The following is a 14,733-nucleotide window of genomic DNA, read 5'->3' as shown; positions in this document are numbered from 1 at the left end:
CGCCGCATGCGCGTACGCAGGCGGCGCCCCGGTTGGAACATCAGTCGACCTCGAGCCAACCCATGGTTCGCTCGACGGCCTTCTTCCACATCTTGTAGCCCTCGGCCCGCTGCTTGTCGTTCCATTCAGGCGTCCAGCGGCGATCCTCGTGCCAGTGCGCCCGCAGCTCCTCGACCGAGTTCCAGTACTTCACGGCCAGGCCGGCGGCGTACGCGGCGCCCAGCGCGGTGGTCTCCGCGACCACCGGCCGGCTCACCGGCACACCGAGGATGTCGGCCTGCATCTGCATCGCCAGGTCGTTGGCGGTGATGCCGCCGTCGACCTTGAGGATGTCCAGCGCGACGCCGGAGTCCTTCTGTGCCGCCTCCACCACGTCCTTGGACTGGTAGCAGATGGACTCCAGAGTGGCCCGGGCCAGGTGTGCGGCCGTGTTGAACCGCGACAGGCCGACGATCGCACCCCGCGCGTCGGACTGCCAGTAAGGCGCGAACAGACCGGAGAACGCGGGTACGAAGTAGACGCCCCCGTTGTCCTTGACGCTGCGCGCCAGGGTCTCGCTCTCCGATGCGTTCTTGATGATGCCGAGCTGGTCGCGCAGCCACTGCACGGCCGAGCCCGTCACCGCGATCGAGCCTTCCAGTGCGTACACCGGGTCCTGGTCGCCGAACTTGTAGCAGACCGTGGTGATCAGGCCGGCCTTCGACCGAACCACCTCGTTGCCGGTGTTGAGCAGCAGGAAGTTACCCGTGCCGTAGGTGTTCTTCGCCTCGCCGACGGCGAAGCAGACCTGGCCGACCGTGGCCGCCTGCTGGTCGCCGAGCGACGCGGGAAGCGCCACCTCGCCACGGAACGGGCCGTCGGACTTCGTCATCCCGTACAGGTTCGGGTCCGACGACGGCCGGATCTCCGGCAGCATCTGCTTCGGAATGTTGAAGAACCCCAGGAGCTCGTCGTCCCAGTCGAGCGTCTCCAGGTTCATCAGCATGGTCCGACTGGCGTTCGTGACGTCGGTGATGTGCAGACCGCCGTCCCGTCCGCCGGTGAGGTTCCACAGCACCCAGGCATCGGTGTTGCCGAAGAGCGCATCACCGTTCTCCGCTGCCTCGCGGACCCCGTCGACGTTCTCGAGGATCCACTGGATCTTCCCGCCGGAGAAGTACGTCGCCGGCGGGAGGCCGGCCTTGCGCCGGATGACGTCGCCCCGGCCGTCGCGATCGAGCGCGGCCGCGATCCGGTCCGTCCGGGTGTCCTGCCAGACGATCGCGTTGTAGTAGGGCCGCCCGGTTCGGCGGTTCCAGACCACGGTCGTCTCGCGCTGGTTGGTGATGCCCACCGCGGCGAGGTCACTTGCCGACAAATTCTGCCGGGACATCGCCGTGGTGATCACCTCTTGCGTGCGCTGCCAGATCTCGAGCGGGTCATGCTCGACCCACCCGGCCTGCGGCAGGATCTGCTCGTGCTCGACCTGGTGGCGACCGACTTCGCGCCCCTCGTGGTCGAAAATCATGAACCTCGTACTTGTCGTGCCTTGGTCGATAGCGCCTACGTAATCCGCCATCTCAGTCGTTCCTTCCGGGTCAGTGGGTCCGGTCGCCTACCTGTTGGGGCCAGCCCCCGGATCCATCGGGCCGGAACCCGGATCTCGCGGATCTCGTCTGGTACCCGGATCGAGTCGCCCTGTGCCGGGATCGAAGCCCGAGCCCGGTTCGGGTCGGCGCGGATCGTTGCCTCCCGGTGTGGGGTCGATGACGCCCCGCGAGCCGCGCGGCGTGCCGGTCTGCTGCTCACCGGTCGGAACCCCACCGGCGGCGTCGACCGGAGTCTCGACCTCGCCGCCGCGACCGGCAGGCGCCTCAGTGCCCTGCAGGTACGGCAGAACTCGACCGATCAGCGTCACGTAGATCAGACCACCGATGAGGCCACCGATGATCGGTGCGGCGATGGGTACCCACCAATAGAGCTGGTTGTACTGATCTCGCCACGCCGTTCCGTATCCGGTGATGTAGGACGCCAGTCGAGGCCCGAAGTCACGAGCCGGGTTGATGGCGTAACCGGCGTTGGTGCCCCACGCCATACCGATCGCGACCACGACCAGACCCACGATGAACGGCGTCAGGTTCGACAGCGGCGGGTCGTTGAGCCGGTCGGTCAGCACGAAGATCAGGAACACCAGGATCGCCGTGCCGATGACCTGGTCCAGGAAGCCGCCCCACAGGCTGACCGGCAACGTGCCGTTACCGGGCAGAGTGGAGAACACCGTCTGTGTCTTGGCGGTCAGGCCAGGGTCCGCGTTGTGCAGCACCTTGTTGTAGGCCCAGCGCACGAGCAGTGCGCCGACGAACGCACCCGCGACCTGAGCGATGATGTACGGCACCACGCTCTTCCACGGGAACTTGCGGAACGCCGCCAACGCGATCGTGACGGCCGGGTTGAGGTGGGCACCTGAGATGCGTGCCGCGGTGTAGACACCGAGCACAACACCGAGGCCCCACGCCCACGCGATGCTGTCGTGGTCACCGAGGCCGGGGCCACCGGCCACTACCTGTGCGACCACGCCGATACCGAACAGAATCAGAATCATCGTGCCCAGGAACTCTGCGATCATCTGGACCGCGATGTTCTGTCTGCTGAGAATTCCTCGAATTCCAGCCACAGCTTTTAGCCCCCCAACAGTGCGAACTGGCGAATCGTTGGTGGCAGTCACCGCCAGGAGCGCGCCTCAGGGCCAACAAAAAGGATGAAGGCCCCAACCGGGGAATAGACACGTAACTAACGGCTATGTCTGAATATTCGGATTCGCCCTCTCTCAACGTCAGTCAAGCACGGGACCTCCGATAGGGCCACGGCCAATGGCTTTAAACCCGAGAATTGCTCTTTTTTTACGGCATGGTGGGGCGGATGCGAGGTCTCGCCCTAATTCCGGCGGCCTGGATGACGGCCGCAACGGATCACTTATGTCAGGCTAACCGGCCGGCCGGTGGCGGGAGTCCGGATCTCTTTCATCCACAATGGTTGGTGACGGCGGTGCCCGTTGCGCCCGCCGCGGCCGGTGTGGCCGGTCGCCGCGACATCCCCGCGGTGCCACCGTGGACGGCGGTGCCTCCGGGTCACGATCGCGTTCCGACCGCACCCCCCGCAGCGTGCCCGGTGCGTGCTCGGCGCCGCGGAGCCGGTGCCCGACCGCGCGACCACGGATGACGGCCCGCCGCAGGTCGCAATAGGTCCGCGCGGCGAACCGGACATCCGCGCCACCGCCGCCCACATCGACGGGCCACGAGGTTGTCACAGCGTCTTCCTAGCCCGCTCCCAGGCAGTTCCGATCCTCGACCCGTAAGAGATACGGTGTGCCAGCTCGAGCCACCCGGGTGCTCGTCGTCGACGACGAGCCCAACATCTGCGCCCTGCTATCCGCCACGCTGCGGCTGGTCGACTTCGACGTGCGGGTCGCGTCGGGCGGCTTCGAGGCGCTGACCGCAGCCGAGGACTTCGCGCCCGACCTGGTCGTGCTCGACGTGATGCTGCCCGACCTCGACGGCTTCCAGGTCGCGCGGCGGCTGCGTGCGGGAGGCAAGGCAGGCGTACCCGTGCTGTTCCTGACCGCCAAGGACGCCGTCGAGGACCGGATCTCCGGGCTCACCGTCGGCGCCGACGACTACGTCACCAAGCCCTTCAGTCTGGAGGAGGTCGTGCTGCGGATCCGGGCGATCCTGCGGCGCAGCCACGCGGCCGACTCCGATCCGGGGCTGCTGCGGTACGCCGACGTCGAGCTCGACGAGGACGCGCACGAGGTGCGCCGGGCCGGGCGGCTGGTCGACCTTTCGCCGACCGAGTTCAAACTGCTGCGCTACCTGCTCGTCAACGCCGGCCGGGTGGTCAGCAAGGCGCAGATCCTGGACCGGGTCTGGAGCTACGACTTCGGGGGCGACGGCCGGATCGTCGAGTCCTATGTGTACTACCTGCGCAAGAAGATCGACGCCCGCGGGCCCGCGCTGATCCACACCGTACGCGGCGTCGGTTACGCCCTGCGCCTGCCGCGGGAACAGGAATGATCCGGCCGCGGCGCTGGCGCCACTGGACGCTGCGCGCCCGACTCGTGGTCGCGGTCGCCACCCTGACCGCGTTCGCACTGCTGATCGCCAACGCGATCGGCCTCGCACTGCTGCGCCGCAACCTCACCGACCGGATCGACGAACAGCTGCACGCGATGGGCCAGGCGGCCAGCCAGCGTCGGACCTGGGATGTGCCGCCACCGCCGAACCCGTTCCCGCGCGGGCGGTTCGACGTGGACCGCGCCATGGCCCTGGTGCCGCCCGACGGGGAGTCGCCGTTGCTGGCCGTCGCGGCGGGAGTGCCGCCACCGGAGCTGCCGACCTACGCGGCGCTGCTGGAGCGGGCCGGTGGCGAGCCGTTCACGGTGCGCGCCGTGGACGGCACGATGACCTGGCGGCTGCTCGTGGTCGCCAACCGGGACGGCAGCCTGACCGTCTCGGGCGTCTCGCTCCAGGCCGTGGACGCCACCGCCGACCTGCTGCTGGCCATCGACGTCGTGGTGATGCTCGTGGTGCTGGCCCTGCTGGCGGTGGTCGCGGCGCTCGTGGTCCGGATGGGCCTGCGGCCGCTGACCCGGATGGAGCGCACCTCGGCCGAGATCACCGGCGGCGACCTGTCCCGGCGGGTCCGCGACGCCAACCCGCACACCGAGCCCGGCCGGCTCGGCATCGCGCTCAACTCGATGCTCGACCGGATCGAGGCCGAGGTGTCCGCGCGGACCACGTCCGAGCGCCGGCTCAGGCAGTTCGTCGCGGACGCCTCGCACGAGCTACGTACCCCGCTCACCTCGATCCGTGGGTTCGCCGAGCTCTACCGGCGCGGGGGAGCGGTGCCCGGGCCGCGGCTCGACGAGATGATGGGCCGGATCGAGGCCGAGGCGGCCCGGATGGGGCTGCTGGTCGAGGACCTGCTCCAGTTGGCCCGGCTCGACCTGCAACGCCGCCCCGAGCGGCAGCCCGTCGACCTGCTCGCCATCGCCGCCGACACGATCCGCGACGCGCACGCCCGGCAGCCGGACCGCCCGGTCGAGCTGGCCGCCCTCGGCAACACCGCCGACGACGCGCCCTTCGAGGCGGTGACGGTGCTCGGCGACGAGCACGGGCTGCGGCAGGTCCTCACCAACCTGGTCGCCAACGCGCTCCAGCACAGCACGGCCCCGGCCACCGTGGTCGTACGGGTCGGTCGCCGGTTGCCCGGTGCGGCCGGCATTCCGCCCGCAGCCGCGGTCGGCGAGGTGCCCGGGGACCGGCCGCTGGCCGTGTTGGAGGTCGCCGACGCCGGTCCTGGCGTGCCGGTGGAGCACGCCGAGCGGGTCTTCGAGCGCCTCTACCGGGCCGACCCGAGCCGCAACCGGCGCAGCGGCGGCTCCGGACTCGGACTGTCCATCGTGTCCGCGATCGTCACCAGCCACGGCGGCCGGGTCGAGCTGCACCCCACGACCGGCGGCGGCGCCACGTTCCGGGTGCTGCTCCCGGAGGACGGCCGGGTGCCGGGTCACCCGTAGATCACTCGTCCGGGTGACGGGTTCGGCCTATGCCGGCGGGACCCATCAGGCTGATGAGTAGGTTGACGGGTGAGCGTCGAGGAGCGGGTCAGCGACGCCGTCAACGTGCTCGTGACGATCGTCGAGGCGGGCGGCGCGATCATCATCGGCGTCGGCGCGGCCTACGCGTTCGGCAAGCTGTTGTGGCTCACGGTGCGCGACCGGGACACGGCCTCCTTCGTCCTGGTCCGGCTCGACCTCGGCCGCTTCCTTACCCTCGGCCTGGAGTTCCAGCTCGCCGGCGACATCCTGCGCACCGCGATCTCGCCCTCGTTCAGCGACATCGGCCAGCTCGCGGCGATCGCGGCCATCCGCACGGCGCTCAACTGGACGCTGCGTCGGGAGATCGACGAGGAGCGCCGTCAGGTGGCCGCGGGGCAACGCGACGACCGGTCGGCCCGGCCTTGAGCCTGGGTGAGGTCACCGAGGCCGCGAGCGCGGTCGCCGTGGCGATGGGCATCATTGTCGCCGCCGCGACGCTGGCCGCGACCCGAATGCCGTTGGCCGCGCTCGCGGTGCTGCTCGACTTCCTCATGGTGGCGGGCGTGCTGCACCTGGCGGCGGACCCCACGTACCTGCGGGCGGCGTCGGCGGGCATCGTGCTGGCCGTGCGGCACCTCATCACCTGGTCGCTGCAGACCGGCTCGCGGGGACTGTTCGCGCCGATGCCGCAAGCGCCCGGCCGCGCCGGGAAAACCGACTGACGCGACCGCCGTGCCTTGGGTCCGAAGTGGACCAGGCGTGGGCTGCGCGAAAGCGCCTGCCTGGCCGGACGGTGCGGGCCAGGATGGTAGGCATGACAACGACGGAGTTCCTCGCGTCCACGACGTTCGACGTGCCCGGCTACCGCGTCGAGCGCACGTACGGCATCGCCTGGGGGATCATCGTGCGCAGCGTCGGCGTGGTCCGTGGGGTGACCGGCGGGCTCAAGGCGCTGCGGCAGGGCGAGGTCTCCGAGTACACGCAGGTGGTCGACGCCGCCCGGCACACCGCGTTCGAGCGGCTGGTCGGGCACGCGCACGAGCTCGGCGGCAACGCGGTGATCGGGGTGCGGTTCGACTCGTCCGACATCGGCAACGGACTGTCCGAAATCGTGGCGTACGGAACCGCCGCCCAGGTCACGCCGGTGTAACGACGCAACCGCCCGTCGCTCTAGCGGTCCCGCCGTCCGCTGCCCTGTGTCGCAGCGGTTACAGCAGGTCAGGGGCCGTGGGATAGTTCACGCGCGAAGGTGCCGGGCACTCATGATCAGTTAGCCTGGCCGCTCGGAATCCCAGTATCTAGGAGCGGCTGGTATGCGGCGCGGTATCGCGACGGTGTTCGTTGTCGGGCTGGTTGGACTCGGTGCCGCCGCGTGCGGTTCGGGCGATGACGCGGGTGGGTCCGCGGCGTCGAGCGGGTCCGGCGAGGTGAAAGCCGAGGACAAGTCGGTCGTGACCTCCTCGGCCTGCGACGAGGCGATCGCCGACAGCGAGGCCAGACTCCAGGACCTCGCCGCCGCGCTCGAGAAGCTGGGCGAAGGCGGCAGCGAGGGCGAGGCGGCGGCTCCCGCGGAGAAGACCGTCGACGACACTCTCCAGTGGTGGGGCTACCAGCTCGACCTGCTGGCGAACCAGGACATCGACAGCGACGTCAAGACCGCCATCGCGGACGCGGCCAAGACCATCTCGAAGCTGAGCAAGACTCCGCTGGAGCAGAGCATGCCCACTTTGGAGGGCATCCCGACGTCGCTCAAGAACGTTTGCGTGTAGGTCCCGAAAGGGCCAGCCGACCCAGGTGGGCCCAGTCGAGCGCGGCCCGCGCTGCGCGTACCCCTGGTCGGTCCCGCGGCACCCGCACCCGCAGCGCGCCGGGCCGGATCCGGGCGACCAGCGGCGTGTCCAGCAGCAGCGACTCGCCGTCGACGCCTACCGGCACCGGGGCGCCGCCGGCCTCGACCACCGCCTCGGGCGCGCTCAGCATGGTGACCGGGGCGGCGTTGCGGCCGCGCAGGAGCCGGACCGCGTCGGCGGTCGAGTCGACGGTGACCGAGATGACGCCCAGCCGGCCGCGATCGAGCCGTGGGCGTTGTCCGAGACCCGCGACATCGTCCACGGTGTACGGGTTGTTGCTGACCAGGATCGCCTGCGGTCCCGCACACACGGTGCCGCCGACCCGCAGGCTCAGCCGCGGCCCGACCTGCTGTGTGAGCAGGTCCGGGAGCAACGCGAGCGCGGTGCCGGCCTTGTCGGCCCGGTAGGCGTCGCTCTGCACGATGGCCGCGTACACGCCGAACGAGGCGTTGTTGACGAACGTCCGCCCGCCGATGTCGCCCAGGTCCACCCGCACCTCGACACCGTCGGTCAGCGCGTCCAGGCAGGCGGCCGGGTCGTCGCGGTCGAGGCCGAGGTCGAGCGCGAAGTGGTTGCGGGTGCCGGCCGAGATGACCAGGAACGGGATGTCGTGCTCGGCGGCGACGCCGGCGACGATGGCCTGCGTGCCGTCGCCGCCCGCGACGCCGAGCAGATCCGCTCCGCGCCGGACGGCGTCCTCGGCCAGCGCGGCGACGTCGGTGGTGCCGGTGGTGTCGAGCAGTACGACCTCGGCACCCATCGCCCGCGCCCGCTCGGCCAGGTCGAAGCGGCCGACCTTGCCGCCGCCGGAGCGTGGATTCATGATCAGGAAGGGCTGGCGGGGCGGGGGAGTGGCGACCTCGTGCGGTGACCGCGCGGCCTGGGTCAGCGCACGGCGGCCCGCGCCGCCGGCCAGCACCAGGAGGCCGGCCGACACCGCGGCGACCCAGACCAGATGGTGCAGCGCGTAGACCAACAGCACGGCCAACGGCGCGGCCACCAGCAGGACGGCGGCGAGCCAGCGCAGCACGCCGGAGTGCGCCAGGAACCACCAGATCGCGGCGACGGTGGCGACCAGGCAGCCGGCGGCGATGAGCAGCATCGAGACGCTGCCCTTCGCGCCCGCTACCGCCACGGGGACCGCGAACGCGGCCAGCACGAGGAAGAAGGCGGCCCGCGCGAGCCAACGGTGCAGCAGCGACGACCCGGCGTGGGGCGGGGCCGTCGACTGCGTCACCATATCGACAGATTTTACGCTTAACACGCATCGCGGGCAGGCTTACCGCGCGACCCGCACGCCACCTGTTAACAAGGGACCCTTCCTCCGCGTAAAGCGTTAAGAAGGGTCCCTTGCTTCAGGTCAGGGCCAGCACTCCGCTCAATGCCGAGGTCGCACGGAGCACCGCGGCTCGTGCGGCCGGGTCCGGGACGCGCAGCGTGGCCTGCAGTGAGACGAGGGCGAGGTGCACGATCGCCGTGAGGTCGCGGCCCGCCGTGCCCTCCCGTTCCGCTCGGGCCAGGCTCGAGTGCAGGTCGGCGGCGACGCGGGCGTCGATGCGGCCGGCGGACGCGTACTCGTCGATCAGGTAGCGGAGGTCCGAGTACCAGGCGGGGTCGCGGCTCACCGAGCGCGTGACGTAGCCGGCGCGGACGGCCGCCGCGGTGGCGGTCACCGACGGTGCGGCGTAGGACAGGACCGTCGGGTAGCGCCCGGCGAGCTGCTCGTCGGTCAGCGGCAGCGAGCTGCCGTCGAGGAAGCAGAAGCCCGGCCCGGTGTTGCTGCCGCTGTTGACCCGCAGCGGCACCTCTTGCTGGGCGAGCCGGATGCCGCCGAGCGACAGGCCGAGCGCGTCACGGGCGACCGCGGTCCCGGCCATCTCGATCCTCGGCGCGGTCGGCGGCAGGACACCGCGCAGAGCCCAGGCCACCGTGTGGTCGTACACCGCGTTCTGCACCATGTGCTGCGGCACCCGGGACAGCGAGGGCAGCGCGCAGGTCTGGGGCTCGCCCGGGAAGCCGCCCGGGTACGTGCCGATGTCGCGCTTGCGCAGCGGGCCGTAGTCGGTGATCAGCTTCCAGTCGCCGTGCGACGCGCCGGCGACCTCCCAGGCCCGCAGCACCGGCGAGTCGGCCTGGGCGCGGGCGGCGGCGGAGAGGATGCCGCTGGCCACGTCGCCCTCGGAGTTGATCCGGAAGACCTTGGTGGCCAGGTCCGTGCGCAGCACGCCGCCGCCACCGTGCAGCACGACCGCGTCGACAACGCCGGCCAGCGGTTGCACGCCGTTGTAGTAGTTGGCCAGCCGGCCCGCCGACTGCGAGTGGCCGGTGGCGATGACGAGCTTCGGCCGCAGCGCGGAACGCACCGCCTGGACCGCCTGGCTGAAGATGTCGTACGACAGGGAGTCGTCGTTGATCGTGCCGCCGGCGGTGACGTCGAGCCCGCCGTAGCGGCCGGGGCTCCACGCGCGAAGGCCGGTCGCCGAGTGCACACCGGCGCGCTGTGCGGAGACGCCGACCCACGCGTAGCCCTGCCGCAGGAAGTGCTCGTGCGACTGGAACCAGTCGACCTCCTGGTCCCACTGGTTGCTGACGTTGTACCACTCGGCGACCACGACGCCGTTGAACGCTTTCGCGGAGACCGGGCGACGGACCACGATCCGGGTGGCGTACGGGTGGCCGGTGCTGACGACGGTCGCGGTGGCCGTGCCGGCCGTGGCGTAGCGGGTGGCCGTGCCGCTGACGAAGAACTCCTGTTCGACGTAGCCCGCGGCGGCGAGGTCGACGTCGGTGGCCAGGAACGGGTAGCCGTGGCCGGGGTCGCCGACGGCCGTGGTCGCCGCGATCGGGCCGCTGACCGTGGGGACGGCCACGGAGTCGGCGGCCCATGCGGGCGAGGAGACGGGGGCGACAAATCCGACTAGTAACGCGAGGACAGCGAGGAGACGGGTTCGCATGACAAAAAGATAGGCGTACCTATTCGAAACTTTCAATCTTTTGGATAGAAGTTCGATCAGTTCCTACGAATGTTCTCGATTGTTTTCAGCAGCCGACCCACGATCCGTCCAGGCCGGCGATTCGGACATGTCCGTCCATGATGTATCGAGCGCGGTGTCACGCTGGGTGTCCGCCGAGTCGCTTTGCTGTTAACGCTCACACCTTGCTTGTTTCCTCGCCTGGGAGCGCGTCACCAGCGTTTGCCTTGTTACGAGACCGTGACCGCAAGATGTCGGTGAGAGGGCTTGACGACATTGTTGTTAGCGCTAACACTGTGGCTCGTTGTAACCCGGAAATGTTGATGGCATACGAACCCCGGAGGGGGGACAGCTTGAACAAGCGACTTCTGGCCGCTCTGGGCGCCGCCGCAGTGGCGTTGAGCCTGGCGGCCTGCAGCGGTGAGGGCGCCGGCAGTGGCACCGATACCGCCAACCAGGCGCCGACCGACCTGACGATCGGTGTTTCGATGCCGACCCAGACCTCGGAGCGCTGGATCGCCGACGGCAACTCTGTCAAGGAGAAGCTGACGGCGAAGGGCTACAAGGTGGACCTGCAGTACGCCGGTGACGACATCCCGACCCAGTCGCAGCAGGTCGACCAGATGATCACCCAGGGCGCCGACGTCCTGATCATCGCGGCCATCGACGGCACCGCGCTCAGCAGCCAGCTCCAGGCTGCCGCCGACAAGAAGATCCCGGTCATCTCCTACGACCGGCTGATCCGCGACAGCAAGAACGTCGACTTCTACGTCAGCTTCGACAACTACAAGGTCGGCGTGGCGCAGGCGACGGCGCTCCTGGTGGGCCTCGGCGTGCTTAACAAGGACGGTTCGGAGGGCACCGCCAAGGGCCCGCTGAACGTCGAACTGTTCGCCGGCTCGCTCGACGACAACAACGCGCACTTCTTCTTCGACGGCGCGATGGACACGCTCAAGCCGTTCATCGACAAGGGCACCCTCGTCGTGAAGTCGAAGCAGACCTCCATCGAGCAGGCGGCGACCCTGCGGTGGCAGCAGGAGACCGCGCAGAAGCGGATGGAAGACCTGCTGACCTCCAGCTACAACGACGGCGCCAAGGTTGCCGGCGTCCTCTCCCCGTACGACGGCCTCTCCCGCGGCATCATCACCGCGCTGCAGAACGCCGGCTACAAGGGCAAGATGCCGGTCGTGACGGGCCAGGACGCGGAGATCGCGTCCGTCAAGCTCATCAACGACGGCGTGCAGAGCTCGACCGTCTTCAAGGACACCCGACTGCTGGCCGAGCAGGCCGTCACGGCCGCCGAGGCGTTCCTGAAGAAGGCGACGCCGGAGGCCAACGACACCAAGACGTACGACAACGGCGTCAAGGTTGTCCCGTCGTACCTGTTGCCCGTCGAGACGGTCTACAAGGATGACATCCAGAAGTCCCTGATCGACTCGGGCTACTGGACGGCCGACGAGGTCAAGGCCGGTCAGGCCAAGTGATCAACCGGCAGGCCCGGTGACCCCGAGCGGGTCACCGGGCCTGCCGCCCGCAAGCACGCAGAAGGAGGACGGATGACCGACGTGCTGCTGGAGATGCGCGACATCACCAAGACTTTCCCCGGTGTGACGGCGCTCGAGGACGTGTCGATCGCCGTCCGGCGCGGCGAGATCCACGCGATCTGCGGTGAGAACGGCGCGGGTAAGTCCACGCTGATGAAGGTGCTCTCCGGTGTCTACCCGACCGGGTCGTACACGGGCGAGATCGTGTTGGACGGAAAGCCGGTGCATTTCAACGGCATCCGCGACAGCGAGGCCCAGGGCGTCGTCATCATCCACCAGGAGCTGGCCCTGGTGCCCCACCTCTCGATCGCCGAGAACATCTTCCTCGGCAACGAGCGCCGGGGCACGGGCGGCCTGATCGACTGGAACCGGGCAAACGCGGAGGCGGCGTCGCTGCTCAAGTCCGTGGGCCTCGACGAGAACCCGACCTCGCCGGTGATCCAGCTCGGCGTCGGCAAGCAGCAGCTCGTCGAGATCGCCAAGGCACTGTCCAAAGAGGTCAAGCTGCTGATCCTGGACGAGCCCACGGCCGCGCTCAACGACATCGACTCGGCGCACCTGCTCGACCTGCTCCGCCGCCTGCGCGACCGGGGCATCACCTGCATCATGATCTCCCACAAGCTCAACGAGATCACCGCGATCGCCGACTCGACCACGGTGATCCGCGACGGCCACACCGTCGAGACGCTCGACATGACCGACGAAGACTCGACCCAGGCCCGGATCATCCGCGGCATGGTCGGCCGCGACCTCGACAGCTTCTACCCCGACCGCGAGTCGCACCCGGGCGAGGAAGTGTTCCGGATCGAGGACTGGACCGCCTGGCACCCGACCCAGGACCGCAAGGTCGTCGACGGGGCCAACCTGAACGTGCGCGCGGGCGAGGTCGTCGGCATCGCCGGGCTGATGGGCGCCGGGCGCACCGAGCTCGCGATGAGCGTGTTCGGCCGCTCCTACGGGCGCGACGTCAGCGGCCACCTCTTCATGCACGGCAAGGAGGTCCGGGCGCGCTCGGTCTCGGAGGCGATCCGCAACGGCATCGCGTACGCCACCGAGGACCGCAAGCGCTACGGGCTCAACCTGATCGCCGACGTGTGCCGCAACATCTCCGCCGCCGCGCTGGGCAAGCTGGCCCGCGGTGGCTGGGTCAACGGCAACGAGGAAATCAAGATCGCCGAGCAGAGCCGGCGTGACATGAACATCAAGACGTCCAACGTGATGACGACCGTCGGCACCCTCTCGGGCGGCAACCAGCAGAAGGTCGTGCTGTCCAAGTGGTTGTTCACCGACCCGGACGTGCTGATCCTGGACGAGCCGACGCGTGGCATCGACGTCGGCGCCAAGTACGAGATCTACACGATCATCAACAAACTGGTGGCACAGGGCAAGGCGGTCATCGTCATCTCGTCTGAGCTCCCGGAGCTGCTCGGGATCTGCGACCGCATCTACACCCTCTCGGCCGGCCGCATCACCGGTGAAGTCCCGGTAGGCGAGGCCACCCAGGAAAACCTCATGGCGCTCATGACCAAGGAGAAGGAGCTCGCCGGATGACCGACACCAAGCCCCCCGAGACGCGGGAGTCCGGCACCGCTCCGGCGGTCGCGCTGCACACCGGCACCAGCGACCCCCGCACGCTGATCATGCGTAACCTGCGGCAGAGCGGCATCTACGTCGCGTTCGTGGTGATCGTCGGGCTGTTCGCGATCCTCACCGACGGCGTCTCGCTGAGCCCGGGCAACATCACGAACATCCTGCTGCAGTACTCGTACATCCTGGTGCTCGCCATCGGCATGGTCATTCTGATCATCGGCGGCCACATCGACCTGTCGGTCGGCTCGGTGGTGGCGCTGACCGGCGCGGTCTCCGCCGTGCTGGTCATCCAGCAGGGCCTGCCCTGGTGGGTGGGCGTGGTCGCGGCGATCACGGTCGGCCTCGCGGTGGGTGTCTGGCACGGCTTCTGGGTCGCGTACGTCGGCATGCCGGCGTTCATCGTGACGCTGGCCGGCATGCTGCTCTTCCGCGGCCTCACGCTCCAGGTGCTCGACAACATCTCCCTCTCGCCGTTCCCGGGTGAGTACCAGAAGATCGCCAACGGCTTCCTCAACGGGTTGTTCGGCGGCCAGGGCTTCGACCTGTTCACGTTGGTCATCGGCGCGGTCGCCGTGGCCGGCATCGCGGTCAGCGGCTACCGCACCCGGACGGCCCGGGTCCGCTACGAGCAGTCGGTGGAGTCGTTCCCGCTGTTCGTCCTGCGGATCCTGCTGGTCGGCGCGGTGATCATGTACTTCGCGTGGCAGCTCGCCCACGCCCGCGGCCTGCCGATCGTGCTGATCATCCTGGCTGTCCTGGTCATCGCCTACGGCATGGTCACCCGGCGCACCGTCTTCGGCCGCCAGGTGTACGCCATCGGCGGCAACCTGTCCGCGGCGCAGCTCTCGGGCGTCAAGGTCAAGTCGGTCAACTTCTGGATGTTCGTCAACATGGGCTTCCTGGCCGGCGTGGCGGGTGTCATCTACTCGTCGCGGTCCAACGGCGCGCAGCCGGCGGCCGGCAACATGTTCGAGCTCGACGCCATCGCGGCCGCCTTCATCGGTGGTGCGGCCGTGGCCGGCGGCGTGGGCACCGTGGTCGGCGCCATGGTCGGTGGTCTGATCATGGCTGTGATGAGCAACGGCATGCAGTTGATGGGCATTGACCAGTCGGTCCAGTCCGTGGTCAAGGGCCTCGTGCTGCTGCTCGCCGTGGCGTTCGACATCTACAACAAGCGCCGCGTCGGCGCCAACCGCTGACGT

Annotated in this window: 12 protein-coding genes and 1 pseudogene; 9 read left to right on the top strand and 4 right to left on the bottom strand. The window is 69.2% G+C overall.

Going from position 1 to position 14,733, the window contains the following annotated elements:
• Nucleotides 1–40 precede the first annotated feature (40 nt).
• Together glpK and BLV39_RS27365 are read right to left on the bottom strand one after the other, a co-directional pair.
• Nucleotides 41–1,558, bottom strand: a complete 1,518-nt coding sequence (gene glpK, locus BLV39_RS27370; protein WP_090799057.1) for a glycerol kinase GlpK — start codon at nucleotides 1,556–1,558, stop codon at nucleotides 41–43.
• Nucleotides 1,559–1,804: 246 nt separating this feature from the next.
• Nucleotides 1,805–2,605 (bottom strand): annotated as a pseudogene (locus BLV39_RS27365) (MIP/aquaporin family protein); the annotation flags it as partial.
• A gap of 739 nt (nucleotides 2,606–3,344) precedes the next feature.
• Between BLV39_RS27365 and BLV39_RS27360 the strand changes: the two are divergent.
• From BLV39_RS27360 to BLV39_RS27335, 6 genes are all read left to right on the top strand, one after another.
• Nucleotides 3,345–4,049: a response regulator transcription factor gene (locus BLV39_RS27360; protein WP_090799052.1), complete on the top strand. Its 705-nt coding sequence runs from the start codon at nucleotides 3,345–3,347 to the stop codon at nucleotides 4,047–4,049.
• The gene (locus BLV39_RS27355) at nucleotides 4,046–5,554 is read left to right on the top strand and encodes a sensor histidine kinase (protein ID WP_090799050.1); all 1,509 of its coding nucleotides are present in this window, start codon (nucleotides 4,046–4,048) and stop codon (nucleotides 5,552–5,554) included. Before BLV39_RS27360 ends, BLV39_RS27355 begins: the two co-directional genes overlap by 4 nt.
• Nucleotides 5,555–5,623: 69 nt before the next feature.
• Complete coding sequence (locus BLV39_RS27350) at nucleotides 5,624–6,001, top strand: DUF1622 domain-containing protein (RefSeq protein WP_090799048.1); 378 nt, start codon at nucleotides 5,624–5,626, stop codon at nucleotides 5,999–6,001.
• Complete coding sequence (locus BLV39_RS27345) at nucleotides 5,998–6,297, top strand: hypothetical protein (RefSeq protein WP_090799046.1); 300 nt, start codon at nucleotides 5,998–6,000, stop codon at nucleotides 6,295–6,297. The genes BLV39_RS27350 and BLV39_RS27345 overlap by 4 nt, the downstream gene beginning before the upstream one ends.
• A 92-nt stretch (nucleotides 6,298–6,389) precedes the next feature.
• Entirely contained in the window at nucleotides 6,390–6,725 is a 336-nt protein-coding gene (locus tag BLV39_RS27340; protein WP_204082611.1) for a heavy metal-binding domain-containing protein, read from the top strand.
• Nucleotides 6,726–6,888: 163 nt separating this feature from the next.
• Nucleotides 6,889–7,344 carry a hypothetical protein gene (locus BLV39_RS27335; protein ID WP_090799042.1) on the top strand — a complete coding sequence of 152 codons (456 nt, stop codon included), beginning with the start codon at nucleotides 6,889–6,891 and terminating at the stop codon, nucleotides 7,342–7,344.
• On the opposite strand, the gene BLV39_RS27330 is transcribed toward BLV39_RS27335, so the two are convergent.
• Both BLV39_RS27330 and BLV39_RS27325 read right to left on the bottom strand, forming a co-directional pair.
• Entirely contained in the window at nucleotides 7,325–8,665 is a 1,341-nt protein-coding gene (locus BLV39_RS27330) for a diacylglycerol/lipid kinase family protein (protein ID WP_090799040.1), read from the bottom strand. The genes BLV39_RS27335 and BLV39_RS27330 overlap by 20 nt on opposite strands.
• A gap of 115 nt (nucleotides 8,666–8,780) precedes the next feature.
• The gene (locus tag BLV39_RS27325) at nucleotides 8,781–10,379 is read right to left on the bottom strand and encodes an alpha/beta hydrolase domain-containing protein (RefSeq protein ID WP_143049902.1); all 1,599 of its coding nucleotides are present in this window, start codon (nucleotides 10,377–10,379) and stop codon (nucleotides 8,781–8,783) included.
• A gap of 371 nt (nucleotides 10,380–10,750) precedes the next feature.
• Here BLV39_RS27325 and chvE point away from each other — a divergent pair, with 371 nt between their 5' ends.
• From chvE to mmsB, 3 genes are all read left to right on the top strand, one after another.
• Nucleotides 10,751–11,881, top strand: a complete 1,131-nt coding sequence (gene chvE / locus BLV39_RS27320) for a multiple monosaccharide ABC transporter substrate-binding protein (protein ID WP_090799036.1) — start codon at nucleotides 10,751–10,753, stop codon at nucleotides 11,879–11,881.
• Nucleotides 11,882–11,953: 72 nt separating this feature from the next.
• Nucleotides 11,954–13,492, top strand: a complete 1,539-nt coding sequence (gene mmsA, locus BLV39_RS27315; RefSeq protein WP_090799033.1) for a multiple monosaccharide ABC transporter ATP-binding protein — start codon at nucleotides 11,954–11,956, stop codon at nucleotides 13,490–13,492.
• Nucleotides 13,489–14,730 (top strand): multiple monosaccharide ABC transporter permease, encoded by a 1,242-nt coding sequence (gene mmsB / locus BLV39_RS27310; protein WP_090799031.1) that lies wholly within the window; start codon nucleotides 13,489–13,491, stop codon nucleotides 14,728–14,730. Before mmsA ends, mmsB begins: the two co-directional genes overlap by 4 nt.
• Nucleotides 14,731–14,733: the final 3 nt, after the last annotated feature.

This window comes from Asanoa ishikariensis (assembly GCF_900107455.1).
Lineage (GTDB): Bacteria > Actinomycetota > Actinomycetes > Mycobacteriales > Micromonosporaceae > Asanoa > Asanoa ishikariensis.
Note: the sequence above shows the minus strand (reverse complement) of the source record. Positions and strands in the feature narration are given on the sequence as shown.

Excerpts from the sequence above, each read along its gene's own strand:
- BLV39_RS27330 (WP_090799040.1), bottom strand. The coding sequence starts at position 8,665 with ATGGTGACGCAGTCGACGGCCCCGCCCCACGCCGGGTCGTCGCTGCTG.
- mmsA (WP_090799033.1), top strand. The coding sequence starts at position 11,954 with ATGACCGACGTGCTGCTGGAGATGCGCGACATCACCAAGACTTTCCCC.
- mmsB (WP_090799031.1), top strand. The coding sequence starts at position 13,489 with ATGACCGACACCAAGCCCCCCGAGACGCGGGAGTCCGGCACCGCTCCG.
- BLV39_RS27335 (WP_090799042.1), top strand. The coding sequence starts at position 6,889 with ATGCGGCGCGGTATCGCGACGGTGTTCGTTGTCGGGCTGGTTGGACTC.
- BLV39_RS27340 (WP_204082611.1), top strand. The coding sequence starts at position 6,390 with ATGACAACGACGGAGTTCCTCGCGTCCACGACGTTCGACGTGCCCGGC.
- glpK (WP_090799057.1), bottom strand. The coding sequence starts at position 1,558 with ATGGCGGATTACGTAGGCGCTATCGACCAAGGCACGACAAGTACGAGG.
- BLV39_RS27355 (WP_090799050.1), top strand. The coding sequence starts at position 4,046 with ATGATCCGGCCGCGGCGCTGGCGCCACTGGACGCTGCGCGCCCGACTC.
- BLV39_RS27325 (WP_143049902.1), bottom strand. The coding sequence starts at position 10,379 with ATGCGAACCCGTCTCCTCGCTGTCCTCGCGTTACTAGTCGGATTTGTC.